The following is a 13792-nucleotide window of genomic DNA, read 5'->3' on the forward strand; positions in this document are numbered from 1 at the left end:
CAACGCGGCTGGGGGTCCCCCCACGCCCTTAAGGCAGTGGGGGAGTGCGTGCCAGACGCCGCGCGCCCGGCCGGGGATATGACACAGGCTCTCAGGGATCAGTGTCCGCCGGACGCCCGCTGCCGGCTCAGGACGGCGACCCTGCGGTACAGCTCCACGGCCTCGGCGCCGCGGCCGAGCTGTTCCAGGCAGTGGGCCTCGTCGTTGCGGCTGGCGAGGGTGTCCGGGTGGTCCAGGCCCAGAACCTGCTCACGCGCGCTCGCCACCCGCCGGTACTCCGTGAGCGCGTCCGTCCAGCGGCCCAGCCAGCCCAGGGCGACGGCGACCTCGCGGCGGCTGACCAGGGTGTCCGGGTGGTCGGGGCCGAGGACCCGCCGGCGCAGCGCGCACACGTCGCGGGCCTCGGCGAGGGCCTCCTCCCAGCGGCCGAGGCGGCCGAGGTTGACGCCGAGGCCGTGGCGGGCGCGCAGGGTCTCGGGGTGGGCGGCGCCCTGGGCGCGGGTGCGGTCCTCGATCAGGTCGCGGTAGAGGAGCAGGGCGTCCGCGCTGCGGCCGAGGCGGCCGAGGCTGATGCCGGCCTCGTAGCGGGCGGCGAGCGTGTCGGGGTGGTCCGGGCCGAGGGTCCGGGCGCGGGCCTCGGCGACCTCGCGGTAGCTGCGCAGCGCCTCCTCCCAGCGCCCCAACTGGCCGAGCGCGTAGGCGACTTCGTAGTGGGTGACCAGGGTGTCGGGGTGGTCGGGGCCGAGCACCCGGGCGCGGGCGGCGGCCACGTCGAGGGCCATGCGGTACGAGTCCTCCAGGCGGCCGAGCCGGCTGAGGTTGAAGGCGAGGTTGTGGCGACAGCGCAGGGTGTCGAGGTGGTCGGGGCCCATGCTGCGCATCCGGGCGGCCAGTACCGCGGTGTAGGCCTGGTGGGCCTCGAAGTGGCGGCCCAACTGCCCCAGTACGTAGGCCGTTTCCTGGCGGGCGGCCAGCGTGTCGGGGTGGTCGGGGCCGAGGACACGTGCTCTGGCCTCGGCGACGCCGGTGTAGGCGCGCAGTGCGTCGGCGGCCCGGCCGGTGCGGCTGAGGGTGAAGGCGGCCTCGTAGCGGCTGGCGAGGGTGTCGGGATGGTCGGGGCCGAGGAGGCCCGCTCGTTCGGCGGCGACGGCGAGATGGACCTCGCGCGCCTCGGCCCAGCGGCCGCGCCGGGCCAGGGCGAGGCCCTCGTGGTGCCGTGCTGCAAGGGCGGCGACGGCGTCGGGAGACGGCCGGGACAGGAGGGCCACCGGGGCGCCGACGGTCCAGGCGCCGGTGAGGGCCGCCCCGGGGTCCGGCGCTACGGTGCGCAGTGCGGAGCCGACCGCCTTGTGGCCGGTGGTCATGCCCCGGGTCCATGCCGGAAGGCGGGTGTCCTGCGGGACCGTCCCCGCGGTCTGCGGCCGCGCCGTCACGACGGTCGGCACGTACGCCGGTGCCCTGCGCCCCGCGGCCAGGCGATGCCCCACCTCGCGGGCATCGTACGGCCGTTCTTCGGGACGCTTGGCCAGCAGGTCGAGGACGATCCGCTCGAGGTGGGCGGGCAGGTCCGGGCGGTGGGTGCGCGGCGGGCGGGGCGGGGTGTCGCGGTGGCCGATGAGGATCGCCCAGGCGTCGTCCAGGTCGAACGGCGGTGCCCCGGTGGCGATCTCGTACAGGACGCAGCCCAGGGAGTACAGGTCGCTGCGCTGGTCGACCTCGGTGCCGCCGATCTGCTCAGGGGACATGTAGTGCGGGGTGCCCATGGCGATGCCGGTGCCGGTCAGCCGGGCGGTGAAGCCTATGTCGTGGCCGAGGCGGGCTATGCCGAAGTCGCAGATCTTCACCGTGCCATCGGTCAGCCGCACGATGTTGGCGGGCTTCAGGTCGCGGTGCACGATGCCCTGTCGGTGGGTGTAGGCGAGGGCGGCGGCGACCTGTTCCGCGATGTCGACCACGTCCTCCACGGGCAGCGGATGCCCCTTGTTGTCCTCCAGGAGCCGGCTCAGGTCGCGTCCGTCCAGCAGCTCCATGACCAGGTAGAGGACGCCGTCGTCCTCGCCGAAGTCGTGGACGACGGTCACGCCCCGGTGCGAGAGCGCGGCGGCCACTCTGGCCTCCCGGCGGAACCGTTCCCGCACGACGCGGGTGAAGGACGGGTCGTGGTGCGGGCCGAGCGGCTTGAGGCACTTGACGGCCACCTGCCGCCCGAGCGACTCGTCGCGGGCCCGCCACACCTCGCCCATCCCGCCCCGCCCGATCAGGTCGAGCAGCCGGTACCGGCTCTGAATCAGCCTGTTCTCCCCCATAGCGCGCCGTCGCCCCCGTCGCCGTCCGCCTCGCCCCCCGGGGGACCCGGCCACGGTGGCGCGGTCGCGCGGAACGCGGCCCGATCCGTGACACACCCCCCTGCTCGTCCAGTATGGCGGTCTATCGCCCCAGTTTGTACGGTGCCGGTCGTGCGCCCGGACCGAGCCTCGCCATGGCCCGCAGGATGTGTTTGGGCGGCAGCTGCCAGCGCAGACGTGCGGGAATGCGGCGCAGCACGGCACCCGTGGCCCGCAGCCGGCGGGTGACGACGGCGGGTGCGGGGGCCGGTCTGCCGTACAGCTCGTGGGCGTACGGAGGCAGGGAGGCGTACGCCAGCTGCGCCACGCGCCGCCACAGCACCTCGCGCGCCGGGACCAGGAGGGGATGCGTCGGCGGGCGGAGCAGGAAGTCGTCCACCGCGCGTGCCTCGGGCCCGGCGGCCAGCTCCGGCCGGACCTTCTCGAAGTACGCGTCCATCGCCCCCCGGTCGGCCGGTACGGCGTCCAGGTCGAGGCCCACCAGGCGGGCGCTGACGCGGTGTTCGGCGAGATACCGGTCGGCCTGGGCGTCGGTGAGGGGGAAGCCGGAGCGGCGCAGAACGTGCAGGTAGGAGTCGATCTCCGCGCAGTGCACCCACAGCAGCAGCTCGGGTTCGTCGATGCCGTAGCGCTCTCCGGTGTCCGGGTCGGTCGCGGTCAGCAGCCGGTGGATCCTCCGCACCCGGGCCCCCGCCCGCTCGGCCGACTCGGCGGTGCCGTACGTCGTCGTGCCGACGAAGTTCGCGGTGCGCAGCAGCCGGCCCCAGGCGTCGCGGCGGAAGTCGGAGTTCTGCAGGACGCCCCGGACGGCACGGGGGTGCAGGGCCTGGAGGTAGAGCGCACGGACGCCGGCGACCCACATCATCGGGTCGCCGTGCATCTGCCAGGTCACCGAGGAGGGGCCGAACAGCCCCGGGTCGGCATCGGTCATGGGGTCACCTCCGCCCTGCGACCACGATGCCACGGCCGCGGAGCGGAGCGATACCGCTTCTCCTTCGTCTTCTCGGCTGAGAAGTGCCGGTCCCTCAGCCGCCGACGAGGGCGACGAGCTTGATGAAGACGAGGTCCGGATCGACGGTGAGATCCACGACTTCGTCGAGGTCCTCGACCTGGCCGGACGGTCCGGCGCACGGTGCGGATCGCGGTCACCAGCTCGGGCGTCGGGAAGTCCTGTGCGGCGCGGACCACCTCGTACAGCAGGGCCTGCGAGGGAAGCGTCTTCGCGGTCGTCGGGGCGAGGGCGACGCCCGGCAGCAGCCGCTCGAACAGCTCCGGCAGCCAGGGCTCGTCGCGCAGCAGCGCCACCCGCAGGGCCTGTCCGAGTGAGGTGATCTCCCGGTCCGTGAACGCCTTGTCCGCCCGATAGGGGATCTCGCCGGCCCGGATCGCGTCGGTGCGGTCGGCCGCCGCTTCCAGCGCGCGGCGGGCGAACGCCACGTAGGCGGCGTTGTCGGCCGACCTGCGCCACGCGTCCGCGAGCGGCGAGACAAACCTGTGGTTCCGGTCGTCTCGAACAGCAGCGCCTGGTCGGCCGGGGTGAGGCCGGCGATGACGGCGATCTCGTCGGCGACGATGGGGCCCACATCAACTCGACGAGTGCCTGGAACATCCGGCGGCACGCGTCGGGCGTATAACGCGGCCGCCGTTCCCTGGCCGCGTCCTCGACCGCGAAGCGGACCGGGCGCCTGTCCCTTGCTTCGACTGTGAACTCTGGGTCGGTCAGCGCGCGCATCAGCCGGGCGGCGGGGTTCATCGGGCATTCCTCTTGATCTGGCGGCTCAGGATCGCGGCCCTGCCCTCCTCGTCCGCGCAGCCCGCGAGCCGCTCGTCGATCTCGGCCCGGGTCGCCGCGCCCGTCGCCCTGAATCGCCGGTGCTCGTGTCCCATGAACCGCCGGAACCCGGTCCGCTGACGTTCCAGAAGGTCGACGAGCCGGTGGACGTGGTCGAGCGCGGCGGACCTCACGTCGTCGAGCGAGTCGTTCCTGCCGGATGCGGCCGCCAAGGTGTCGTACAGCGCCTACGTATGCGGACTCGCCGTTCCTGTGCCACCGAATCGTCGTCGCGGAGGGTCACCGCCGTACGCGCGGCATCCCCAGCCCGATCCACGAGATGATCTCGCGCTGGATCTCGTTGTTGCCGCCGCCGAAGGTGAAGATCACCGCCGAGCGGTAGCCGCGCTCCAGTTCGCCGTGCAGGACGGCGCCCGCGGAGCCCTCCTTGAGCGGGCCGGCGGCGGCGACGGCCTCCATCAGCCAGGCGTAGGCGTCCCGGCGGGCCTCGGAGCCGTAGACCTTGACGGCGGAGGCGTCCTGCGGGGTGAGCGTGCCCTCCTGGACGGCCGTGACCATCTGCCAGTTGAGCAGCTTCATCGCGTCGAGGCGGGTGTGGGTCCGGGCGAGCAGGCGGCGCACCCAGGGCAGGTCGATGACCCGGCGGCCGTCGGCCAGCTTGGTCTCCATCGCCCAGCGCTGCACGTCGTGCAGGGCGCGGATGGCCATGGTGCCGTGGGCGGCCAGGGTGACGCGTTCGTGGTTGAGCTGGTTGGTGATCAGCCGCCAGCCCTGGTTCTCCTCGCCGACCCGGCGGGTGACGGGGACACGGATGTCCTCGTAGTAGCTGGCCGTGGTGTCGTGCGAGGCGAGGGTGTTGATGACGGTGCAGGAGTAGCCGGGGTCGGAGGTCGGCACCAGGAGCATGGTGATGCCCTTGTGGGGCGGGGCCCCGGGGTCCGTGCGCACGGCCAGCCACACCCAGTCCGCGGTGTCGCCGTTCGTGGTCCAGATCTTCTGCCCGTTCACGACGTACTGGTCGCCGTCCCGTACGGCACGTGTCTTCAGGGACGCGAGGTCGGTGCCGGCGTCGGGCTCGCTGTAGCCGATGGCGAAGTCGATCTCGCCGGAGAGGATGCGGGGCAGGAAGTACGCCTTCTGCTCCTCGGTGCCGAACCGCATGAGGGTCGGGCCGACCGTGTTCAGCGCCATCAGCGGCAGCGGTACGCCGGCCTGCGCGGCCTCGTCGAAGAAGATGAACTGCTCCATCGCCGTCATGCCGCGCCCGCCGTACTCCTTCGGCCAGCCCACCCCGAGCCAGCCGTCCGAGCCGAGCCGCCGGACGGTCTCGCGGTAGAACCGCTTCTGCGCGGCCGGGTCGGCGTACCGGGCGTAGGCGTTGTCGGGCACCAGCTCGGCGAAGTAGGCACGCAGTTCGCTGCGCAGTCGCTGCTGCTCGGGCGTGTGGTCGAGGTGCACGGCGCCTCCAGGGTCCCCAAGGGCGGTCCTGACGGCGCACACCGTAGAACGTGTTTCAGAAATAGGGAATGGCGCGTCTACGGGCACGGAAAAAATCCCGCTATTGCGCCACCGTCCGCAGGTGAGTGGTCACCCAGGGTTTCCCGATCTCCCCTGTCTGGTTCGTCCTGGTCTGGGTGGGGTATTCATGTGCCATGAGTACCGCACAGATGCAGCTGGCCGCTGCTAGCGGCCTGATGAGCCTTGTGCTCTTCCTGGTGGCCGTGGGCGTCCTGGCACTGCTCGCCGGCGGCTTCTGGATGAACTCCCGCATCAAGTACCGCGAACCCCCTCGGCCGCGCCCCGAGGAGCAGCCGCACCTGCCACCGGACGGCGCGGTGCACGAGATCCGGGAGAACAGGGAACCCGAGGAGATCCCGCACATTCCCAAGGGCAGTCGCCCGCTCACCCCGTACGAGCTGACCAACATGCACACCCGGCCGAGTGCCAAGAAGGAACGGCTGCGCTGGAGCAAGGGGTCGAGCGGCTCGTTCGGCGGCGGCGGACTGGGTGCCCACTGAGATCCGGCCGTACACCGATCAGCACACGAACACCGAACACCGGACAGACCACGGCGAGCGAACGACCGGACCTGGCCCGCGCCGGGTCGCCGAGCGCATCTAGGAGAGCTTCCTGGCGGCGTCGAGGCGGCCGACGCGGGCCACGTTCTGCACGTCCTCCGGGTCCCGGCTCGGCTCGGCCGCGAACCATGCGTCGAGGATCTCCGTCAGCAGCGGTCCGGAGGTGAGCCGCAGGCTCAGCGCCAGGACGTTGGCGTCGTTCCAGCGCCGCGCCCCCTCGGCCGTGCCGGCGTCCGTGCACAGGGCCGCGCGGACGCCCGGCACCTTGTTCGCGGCGATGGAGGCGCCGGTGCCGGTCCAGCAGCACACCACCGCCTGATCGGCCTCGTTCTCGGCCACGTCCCGGGCGGCCGCCTCCGAGCAGACCGCCCACTGCGGATCGTCACCGGCCCGCAGCGCGCCGTACGCACGCACCTCGTGACCTCGCCGCCGCAGCTCCTCGACGAGCAGCCGGGCCACGGGTTCGTCCATGTCGGAGGAGACGGAGATCCGCATACTTCGGAGCGTAGCGGGTCAGGCCCGTTCTGCGGTGTCCCGGCCACAACCAGGTCCGGAAGGCGACTCCGCCGCCCGAGGGCCGTGCTCTTCGCCGCCGCGGCCCTGACATGCCTGGTCGCGCCCACGAACTGCGGACCCAGTGGTGGTCGATCACCAGCGGTGGTGGTCGACCACCCGGAAACTGGCCAAAATGCCCGTAGGTGTCACGCCGAAGGCGTCCCTGTGGGGCCCTACCGTGGCGAGGGGAACACCGCTGTCGCAGACGGGTCCGTCGAACACGTCGACGGCCTGGCGGCTGTCGTTGCGGATGTTCAAGCTCGTGGCGCTCAGGAGGACCACGGTGATGCAGTCGCCCGGGTGGCTGGAGTATGTCCGCTCGTTGATCTGGATCCGTCCCTCCTCCTCTTCGTGGCCCCTCTCGTGGTGCGCGTTGCCGAAATTGCCGTTGCCCGCAGTGCCGGCAACACCGGCGATGCCCACGACGCCCTCGTTGCCCTTTCCGGGGATACCGGTACCGGTACCGGCGACACCGGTTCCGCCGATGATTCCGGTTCCGGTGCCGGTACCGCCGCCGATTCCGGCTCCGGCTCCGGGTCCGGTAGCGGTTCCGCCACCGATTCCGGCTCCGGTTCCAGAACCGCCGCCGGCACCGGGGAAAGACGGGTTGGGAGTATCCGTTTGCGGGGCGGCGGGCGCCTGGGCGTCCGGCGCGGAGGCGGCCGAAGCGTAGGTGATGCCGCCCGCGGCCAGGGCCACGACGGCCACGGCGGCCGCAGTGACAGCGGTGGACCGGGTCTGCCGCATGCAACTTCTCCCGTCTAAGAGGGGCCGGCCGGGGCAGCCGACGCGAGACTCGACGTACCAACCATCCTCAGAGTCGCCATATCTCGCATATCGGAAGGCTGCCTCCAGGGGGCCGAACGAGGGACCAGGCGCGCCCGCCCGCCCATTCGAATCCGCATCAAATTCCATAGGGAGAAGGAAAGTTACGCAGACGCCAGCCCTCAGACTGATTATCTGATAAATCGTCACCCGTTCGGCAGTGCACAGGTGCGCAAGGTGCTGAGCGGCCGTCAGAGGCGAGATGCCTGCCGGTGACATGTCCGCGGAAAGCTTCGGAGGGGGAGCGACAGGAAAGGGAGCACGCTCACGGGCACGGAGCGCGCCCGGCGGCTCCCACCCGCAGTCGTCGACAGGGGCGTCCGACAGGTGCGGCGAGCAGCTGGCGGGCGGCACGTCAAATCGTTCATTCGAGCGTGCGCCCACCCGGGTCGCAGACCATGCTGTGCTGACAACAGTCAAAACGCGACGGGGCGCACAACCCAAGCAGGTCAGATTGTGCCTATTATCCGACCTTCACCCATGCTCTTGCCTTGGTCTCACGCTCTGCAGCTAGCTAGGTGCTGCGGCCACTTCCTGGCCCAGGCTCCCGACGAGCCATGGCCGTAGGTCAGGGGAAGTGGTCGGGAAACCCGCATGTGAGGAGTAGTCATGAAGAAGGCCTACGAGGCGCCGACGCTCGTCCGGCTCGGTACGTTCCGGAAGGAGACGGGGCTCCTGCAGCGCCACGGCAACGACCGACTGATCCTGAGCAAGAACTGACGATCGACGGTCCCTGACCGACGTCATGACTGAACTGCACGAGAGTGCGGGGACGGGCCCCGGCGACGCGCACTTCGCGGTCTTCCCGGACCGCGCGGACGCGGCCGCCGTGGCCCGCTCCTTCGCCCGCCCCGGAAGCCGGACCCTCGCGCATGCGTCGGGCCGGCCCTGGCTGGTCGGCCACTGGCACGACGAGGACGTCCTCACGGCTGACGCCGGGGGCGCCCGCGTCGCCGTCGTCGGCTGCTGTCCGATCGACGCCGACGACCTGCGGCGCCGGGTCGCACGGCTGCGTGATCTCGCGGAGCTCGACGCCCTGGCCCCATCCCTCCCCGGCAGTTTCCACCTCGTCGGTGCCCTCGACGGGCAGGTCCGGGTCCAGGGCACCGCCTCCGGACTGCGACTCGTCTTCCACGCGGAGATCGACGGTGTGCGGGTGGCCGCGACCCGAGCCGACACGCTCGCCGCCGTCCTGGGCCTCGACCCCGACGTGGAGGAGCTGGCCGTAAGGCTGCTGTGGCCCGCCCCGTATCCGCTGTTCGAGACGTCGATGTGGCGTGCCGTCACCGCCGTTGCTCCGCAGGACGCCGTGGTCGTCGCCGCGGACGGATGTACCGTACGGCACACACGGTGGTGGACGCCGCCGGAGCCGGTCCGGCCGCTCGCCGAAGCGGCACCCCTGATCCGGCAGGCGCTGGAGGAGGCCGTCGGCGCGCGCACCCGTCGGGGCGGAGTGGTGAGCTGCGACCTGTCCGGCGGCCTGGACTCGACCTCCGTCTGCTTCCTCGCCGACCGCTCCCCCGCCCGCGTGGTGGCCAGTACGTGGCCGGGGCGCGATCCGGCGGACAGCGACCTGTCCTGGGCCGAGCGGGCGATGGGGTACCTCCCGGATGTCGAGCACGTGGTCTGGGACGCCGACGCCTCGCCGCTCGTTTACGAGGACCTGCTCGGTATCGACGACCTTCTCGACGAGCCCACCATCGGCGTCATGGACCGCTCCCGGGTCCTGCACCACCTGCCCGGCCTCGCCGCGCGCGGCAGCCGGTTGCACCTGACCGGCATCGGCGGCGACCACGTGGCCTGGTGCTCCGAGGCGTACTACCACCGACTGCTGCGCACCCGTCCGCTGTTCGCTCTGCGCCAGTTGCGTGGGTTCCGGGCGCTGTGGCAGTGGCCGCTCGGCGGCACGGTCCGCGCTCTCGCCGACTCCCGGCCGTACCGGAAGTGGCTCGCCGACAGCGCCGGCCGGCTGCGTGGCCCGTTGCCCCCGTCCGTCACCACGGGTCTCGGCTGGGGCATGGCCCCCCGGCTGTTCGGCTGGGTGACTCCCGAGGCCGAACGGATGGCCCGCCGGGCGCTGCTCCGTGCCGCGGCGACAGCCTCTCCGCTGCATCCGGACCGCGGGCTGCACGCCGACCTGGAGCAGATCCGCTCGTGCACCCGTGTCATCCGGCAGTGGGACCGGATGGCGGCCCGCGCCGGCCTGCCGATGGCCTCGCCCTTCCTCGACGACCGCGTCATCGAGGCGTGTCTCGCCGTACGTCCGGGCGAGCGCGTCACGCCCTGGCGGTACAAGCCCGTGCTGAGCGCCGCGATGCGCGGGATCGTGCCCGAGGACTGCCTGCGGCGGGCCAACAAGGCCTCGGCCGCCATGGACGCCGCCAACGGGCTGCGCGACCACCGCGCCGACCTGCTGGCCCTGTGGGAGGACGCACGGCTGGAGGAGCTGGGCCTGGTGGACGGCGCCGAGCTCCGCCGCCTCGCCCGGCGGCCCGCCTCCCCTGGGCTGTCCGACGCCATCCTGTACTCCACGATCGCCGCCGAGGTGTGGCTGCGCGGACTGGACCGCAGCCGCACCCGTGTCCCCCACCCCTGACCGCATCCCCGCATCAGAAAGGCCCTCACATGCCCCTGCGGTTCGGCGACAGCGTCTCCACGGCCCAGACCGACTACGGCACCGTGCTGCTGGACGAACGGGAAGGCACCTACTGGGAGTTGAACCCGACCGCCACCCTGGTGGTGCGGACACTGCTCGACGGCGGCGAGGAGGCGGACGCGGCCGCCGCCCTGGTCCAGGAGTTCGACATCGACGAGGCGCAGGCCCTGCAGGACGTCGAGGCGCTCGTACGGCAGCTGCGCAGCTCGGGGCTCGCCTCATGACGACGCCCAGCGCGCTGGAGCGGCCCACCGGTGTGCCCCTGGCCCGACGCCTGGGTGCCCGCCTCGTCCTGCTCCCCGCCGTCGCCTTGGCCCTGCTGCCGCCCCGCCGCATCCGCACCGTCCTCGGCCTCCTGCGGCGCGGTGCCGCACCCGCCACCACCGCGCAGGCGCAGAACGCGCGCGACGCCATGTGCGCTGCCAGCCTGCGCTGCGCCGGCCCGAAGGGGTGTCTGCCGCGCTCCCTGGGGGCTGCGCTGCTGTGCCGGCTCGGCGGAACCTGGCCGACCTGGTGCACCGGGGTGCGCGTCGTCCCGCCCTTCACCGCGCACGCCTGGATCGAGGCGGACGGCCGTCCGGTCGGCGAGGGTCTACCGGAGGGCTACTTCGCCCGGCTGGTGGCCGTCGACCCGCTGCCACGCCCGACGGACCGATGACCGACGCGCCGGCTGCGCACGGCGGCCGGACCCCGGTCGCCGAGGGTGACACGTCCACCCGGGTGGCGGTGGCCACGATGTACCGGCTCACCGCCGGGCACCGGAGCGCCATCGCCGTCGCCACCGTGCTGACCCTCGTCGGCTCCGCCCTGGGACTGGCCCAGCCGCTCGTCGCCAAGCACGTCGTGGACGCGAGCGCCCGAGGACAGGTCATCTGGCCGCTGCTGGGGCTCCTGGGCGCGCTGTTCGTCATCGAGGCGGCGACGGGAGCCGCGGGGCGCTTCCTTCTGGAACGGATGGGCGAAGGCGTCGTACGGCAGCTCCGTCACGGGCTGGTGGGACGGCTGCTCCGGCTGGAGATGAGGGAGTACGACCGCCACCGGGGCGGCGACCTCATCTCCCGGGTGACGGCCGACACCACCTTGCTCCGGGAGGTCGTGTCGCAGGCCCTGGTCGATCTGGTGACGGGGAGCCTGGTCGCCGCCGGAGCGATCGCCCTCATGGCGTGGCTCGACCCCCTGCTGCTGCTCCTGGTCGCCGTCACCGTGGCGGCGGCGGCCGTGGTCGTCGCCTCGCTGCTCACGGGTATCCGATCCGCGTCCGCACGCATGCAGGACTCGGTGGGTGCCATCGCCGCGGATCTGGAACGCGCCCTCGGTGCCCTGTCGATGGTCCGTGTGCACCGCGCCGAGGAGCGCGAGGCGGCCGGCATCGGCGCCCGCGTCGATGCCGCCTATGGTGCCGGGGTACGCGCCGCGAAGCTCGCCTCCGTGATGAGCTCCGCCGTCGAACTCGCCGTCCAGGGCTCCTTCCTCGTCGTCCTGGTCGTCGGCGGCCTGCGCGTGGGCGGCCACGCCGGATCCCTCGGTGATCTCGTCGCGTTCCTGCTGTACGCCTCGTACCTGGTCCTGCCGCTGTCCTCCGTCTTCCGTGCGGTGGGCCTCGTACAGCGCGGGATGGGCGCCTACCAGCGCATCGACGAGGCACTCTGCCTGCCTGTGGAGCCCACCGCGCCCCGGATCCCGGGAGACCGCGCACCCACACCGCGGCCGACCGGGCCGCCCGTCACCCGCGAACCGCCCGTCCTCGCCCTGCACGACGTCCGCTTCGGCTACGAGCCGCAGCGGCCGGTCCTCCACGGCGTTTCGTTCGCCGTCCCGCAACGTCGGCAGGTGGCCCTGGTAGGCCGGTCCGGAGCCGGCAAGAGCACGGTGTTCGCCCTGGTGGCGAGGTTCTACGAGCCGGACGCGGGCACGCTGCTCTTCGATGGGCGGCCCGCGGCCGAACTCACCCATGACGCATGCCGCCGGGGCATCGCCGTCGTCGACCAGAACACCCACGTCGTCCACGGCACCTTGCGCGACAACATCACCTACGCCGTGCCCGACGCCACGGAGGCGGAGATCCGGCGCGTCGTCGAACTCGCCCGGCTCGACGAGGTCGTCGACCGGCTGCCCGGCGGCCTGGCCGCTGTCATCGGCGAACGTGGCGGCAACCTCTCCGGCGGCGAACGCCAACGCGTCGCCCTCGCCCGCGCGTTGCTGGCCCGCCCCTCGCTGCTCCTGCTGGACGAACCCACCTCCCACCTCGACGCGATCAACGAAGCGGCGCTCACCACCGTCATGAAGGACGTCGCCCAGGAGTGCGCCCTGCTCGTCATCGCCCACCGGCTGTCCACCGTGCAGCACGCGGACCACATCGTGCTGCTGCAGGACGGCCGCATCGCCGCCGGCGGGCGCCACGAGGAGTTGCTCGCCGACAGTGACCTCTACCGCGAGCTGGCTGCGAGCCAGATGCTCCGGCCCGGCGGGGAGCCCGGAATCGGCAGCCGAGCGCCCACGGACGGTTGAAACGCTCTACGCGGGGCCCGCCATGCTGTCCTTGTCGAGGTGGGGGAGCCGCTCGTGGGCCTCGCGCAGGGCCCGCTCGCGCGCGTACTCCGCCCCCGACTCCACAGGCTTGCCCCAGGCTTCGGGGTGGAGATACGTACCACGCTCCTCCTCCGGCTTGGGCTCCTCCGCCGTGAAGGGGTTGGCCCGTACGAAGCGGTCCCGGCGAACGCCGGTGACCTGCCAGGAGACCTTCGTCTCGGGGCGGTCGGTGGCGATGGTGAAGCGGTTGTCGCGAACCTCTTCGGAGACCATCGCCTGGGCGAAGGCGCCGATGACCGTCAGCTGGTAGCGGAAGTCCTCGTTCAGCTCCTCGAAGTACTCGGGGAGTGGGACGACGGCCGAGCCGTCCGCGTCCGTCACCGCCGTACCGCTGTAGACGTTCAGTTGCTGGTCGGACTCCACGAAGGAATGGCGCAGGTAGCGGTTCTCCGGGTCGAGGGGGTGGTCGATCTGGAAGCCGCCGCCGGCCTTGGAGAGGTAGCCGCTGACGTAGACCGGGCCGCTGAAGTACCCGGCGTACCCCTGGGCCGCTTTGCCCCAGACCCCGATGGCGGCGGTGCCGACGTTCGCCTCCCCGAGGACGCCCACGTTGTCCGTGCCGGTGGCCGCCCCGCACACCGCGGTGACAGCGTGGCCGTCGCGGGTGGTCAGGCCGCGTACACCGAAGGGGCCCTTGGACCAGCCCTCCGTGCCGGTTCCCTCGTCGCTGCCCCCGACCAGCCCGTGGCCGGCGTAACCCCACAGACCCACACAGTTCGGTCCCTGCGGGGCGATGCCGAACGCTCCGACCGCGGACACCCCGGTCGCGGTCGTCTCGGCCATGATCGCGATTTGGCCCGCGGCCGTCACGGCGAGCGTCTCCCTGGGCGCCGAGGACCGCAGCTCGGTCTTGTCCGTCCCGGCATCGTTGGTCGCGCCGAACTTCATGTGTCCTGTAGTCATCGCCGACTCCTCCGTAAGTCCTCCGTCCGCGTCGTCACAGCCATGGAAC

14 protein-coding genes are annotated in these 13792 nt (G+C 72.2%); 6 read left to right on the forward strand and 8 right to left on the reverse strand.

Going from position 1 to position 13792, the window contains the following annotated elements; translation table 11 throughout:
• Positions 1 to 98: 98 nt before the first annotated feature.
• From ACZ5DS_RS38240 to ACZ5DS_RS38260, 5 genes are all read right to left on the reverse strand, one after another.
• Entirely contained in the window at positions 99 to 2306 is a 2208-nt protein-coding gene (locus ACZ5DS_RS38240) for a serine/threonine-protein kinase (RefSeq protein WP_468248007.1), read from the reverse strand.
• 121 nt (positions 2307 to 2427) lie between these two features.
• Positions 2428 to 3276 carry an oxygenase MpaB family protein gene (locus ACZ5DS_RS38245; RefSeq protein ID WP_468248008.1) on the reverse strand — a complete coding sequence of 283 codons (849 nt, stop codon included), beginning with the start codon at positions 3274 to 3276 and terminating at the stop codon, positions 2428 to 2430.
• Positions 3273 to 3782: a hypothetical protein gene (locus ACZ5DS_RS38250; RefSeq protein ID WP_468248009.1), complete on the reverse strand. Its 510-nt coding sequence runs from the start codon at positions 3780 to 3782 to the stop codon at positions 3273 to 3275. The genes ACZ5DS_RS38245 and ACZ5DS_RS38250 overlap by 4 nt, the downstream gene beginning before the upstream one ends.
• Positions 3783 to 4094: 312 nt before the next feature.
• Entirely contained in the window at positions 4095 to 4310 is a 216-nt protein-coding gene (locus ACZ5DS_RS38255) for a hypothetical protein (protein WP_468248010.1), read from the reverse strand.
• Between the two features lie 106 nt (positions 4311 to 4416).
• Positions 4417 to 5595 (reverse strand): acyl-CoA dehydrogenase family protein, encoded by a 1179-nt coding sequence (locus ACZ5DS_RS38260; protein ID WP_468248013.1) that lies wholly within the window; start codon positions 5593 to 5595, stop codon positions 4417 to 4419.
• 194 nt (positions 5596 to 5789) lie between these two features.
• On the opposite strand from ACZ5DS_RS38260, the gene ACZ5DS_RS38265 reads away from it, so the two are divergent.
• Positions 5790 to 6155, forward strand: coding sequence for a DUF6479 family protein (locus ACZ5DS_RS38265; protein ID WP_468248015.1), 366 nt, complete (start codon positions 5790 to 5792; stop codon positions 6153 to 6155).
• 99 nt (positions 6156 to 6254) lie between these two features.
• Here the strand turns inward: ACZ5DS_RS38265 and ACZ5DS_RS38270 are convergent, their stop codons facing one another.
• Positions 6255 to 6710, reverse strand: a complete 456-nt coding sequence (locus tag ACZ5DS_RS38270) for an RpiB/LacA/LacB family sugar-phosphate isomerase (protein WP_468248016.1) — start codon at positions 6708 to 6710, stop codon at positions 6255 to 6257.
• A gap of 153 nt (positions 6711 to 6863) precedes the next feature.
• Complete coding sequence (locus ACZ5DS_RS38275; protein ID WP_468248019.1) at positions 6864 to 7469, reverse strand: hypothetical protein; 606 nt, start codon at positions 7467 to 7469, stop codon at positions 6864 to 6866.
• 735 nt (positions 7470 to 8204) lie between these two features.
• On the opposite strand from ACZ5DS_RS38275, the gene ACZ5DS_RS38280 reads away from it, so the two are divergent.
• From ACZ5DS_RS38280 to ACZ5DS_RS38300, 5 genes are read left to right on the forward strand one after another with little or no spacing between them, the layout of a single operon-like run.
• Positions 8205 to 8315: a keywimysin-related RiPP gene (locus tag ACZ5DS_RS38280; protein ID WP_107407388.1), complete on the forward strand. Its 111-nt coding sequence runs from the start codon at positions 8205 to 8207 to the stop codon at positions 8313 to 8315.
• 25 nt (positions 8316 to 8340) lie between these two features.
• Entirely contained in the window at positions 8341 to 10191 is a 1851-nt protein-coding gene (locus ACZ5DS_RS38285; protein ID WP_468248022.1) for a lasso peptide isopeptide bond-forming cyclase, read from the forward strand.
• Positions 10192 to 10220: 29 nt separating this feature from the next.
• Positions 10221 to 10475 (forward strand): lasso peptide biosynthesis PqqD family chaperone, encoded by a 255-nt coding sequence (locus tag ACZ5DS_RS38290; RefSeq protein WP_468248024.1) that lies wholly within the window; start codon positions 10221 to 10223, stop codon positions 10473 to 10475.
• The gene (locus tag ACZ5DS_RS38295) at positions 10472 to 10909 is read left to right on the forward strand and encodes a lasso peptide biosynthesis B2 protein (RefSeq protein ID WP_468248026.1); all 438 of its coding nucleotides are present in this window, start codon (positions 10472 to 10474) and stop codon (positions 10907 to 10909) included. The genes ACZ5DS_RS38290 and ACZ5DS_RS38295 overlap by 4 nt, the downstream gene beginning before the upstream one ends.
• On the forward strand, positions 10906 to 12759 hold the full coding sequence (locus tag ACZ5DS_RS38300) for an ABC transporter ATP-binding protein (RefSeq protein WP_468248028.1): 1854 nt from the start codon (positions 10906 to 10908) through the stop codon (positions 12757 to 12759). The genes ACZ5DS_RS38295 and ACZ5DS_RS38300 overlap by 4 nt, the downstream gene beginning before the upstream one ends.
• 6 nt (positions 12760 to 12765) lie before the next feature.
• Here the strand turns inward: ACZ5DS_RS38300 and ACZ5DS_RS38305 are convergent, their stop codons facing one another.
• Positions 12766 to 13743, reverse strand: a complete 978-nt coding sequence (locus tag ACZ5DS_RS38305; protein WP_468248031.1) for a hypothetical protein — start codon at positions 13741 to 13743, stop codon at positions 12766 to 12768.
• Positions 13744 to 13792 lie beyond the last annotated feature (49 nt).

The sequence above is a fragment of the Streptomyces sp. NPDC031100 genome (assembly GCF_055570785.1).

Coding starts and splice junctions, on each gene's coding strand:
- ACZ5DS_RS38240 (WP_468248007.1), bottom strand. CDS start 2,306: ATGGGGGAGAACAGGCTGATTCAGAGCCGGTACCGGCTGCTCGACCTG.
- ACZ5DS_RS38245 (WP_468248008.1), bottom strand. CDS start 3,276: ATGACCGATGCCGACCCGGGGCTGTTCGGCCCCTCCTCGGTGACCTGG.
- ACZ5DS_RS38265 (WP_468248015.1), top strand. CDS start 5,790: ATGAGTACCGCACAGATGCAGCTGGCCGCTGCTAGCGGCCTGATGAGC.
- ACZ5DS_RS38270 (WP_468248016.1), bottom strand. CDS start 6,710: ATGCGGATCTCCGTCTCCTCCGACATGGACGAACCCGTGGCCCGGCTG.
- ACZ5DS_RS38280 (WP_107407388.1), top strand. CDS start 8,205: ATGAAGAAGGCCTACGAGGCGCCGACGCTCGTCCGGCTCGGTACGTTC.
- ACZ5DS_RS38285 (WP_468248022.1), top strand. CDS start 8,341: ATGACTGAACTGCACGAGAGTGCGGGGACGGGCCCCGGCGACGCGCAC.
- ACZ5DS_RS38290 (WP_468248024.1), top strand. CDS start 10,221: ATGCCCCTGCGGTTCGGCGACAGCGTCTCCACGGCCCAGACCGACTAC.
- ACZ5DS_RS38295 (WP_468248026.1), top strand. CDS start 10,472: ATGACGACGCCCAGCGCGCTGGAGCGGCCCACCGGTGTGCCCCTGGCC.
- ACZ5DS_RS38300 (WP_468248028.1), top strand. CDS start 10,906: ATGACCGACGCGCCGGCTGCGCACGGCGGCCGGACCCCGGTCGCCGAG.
- ACZ5DS_RS38305 (WP_468248031.1), bottom strand. CDS start 13,743: ATGACTACAGGACACATGAAGTTCGGCGCGACCAACGATGCCGGGACG.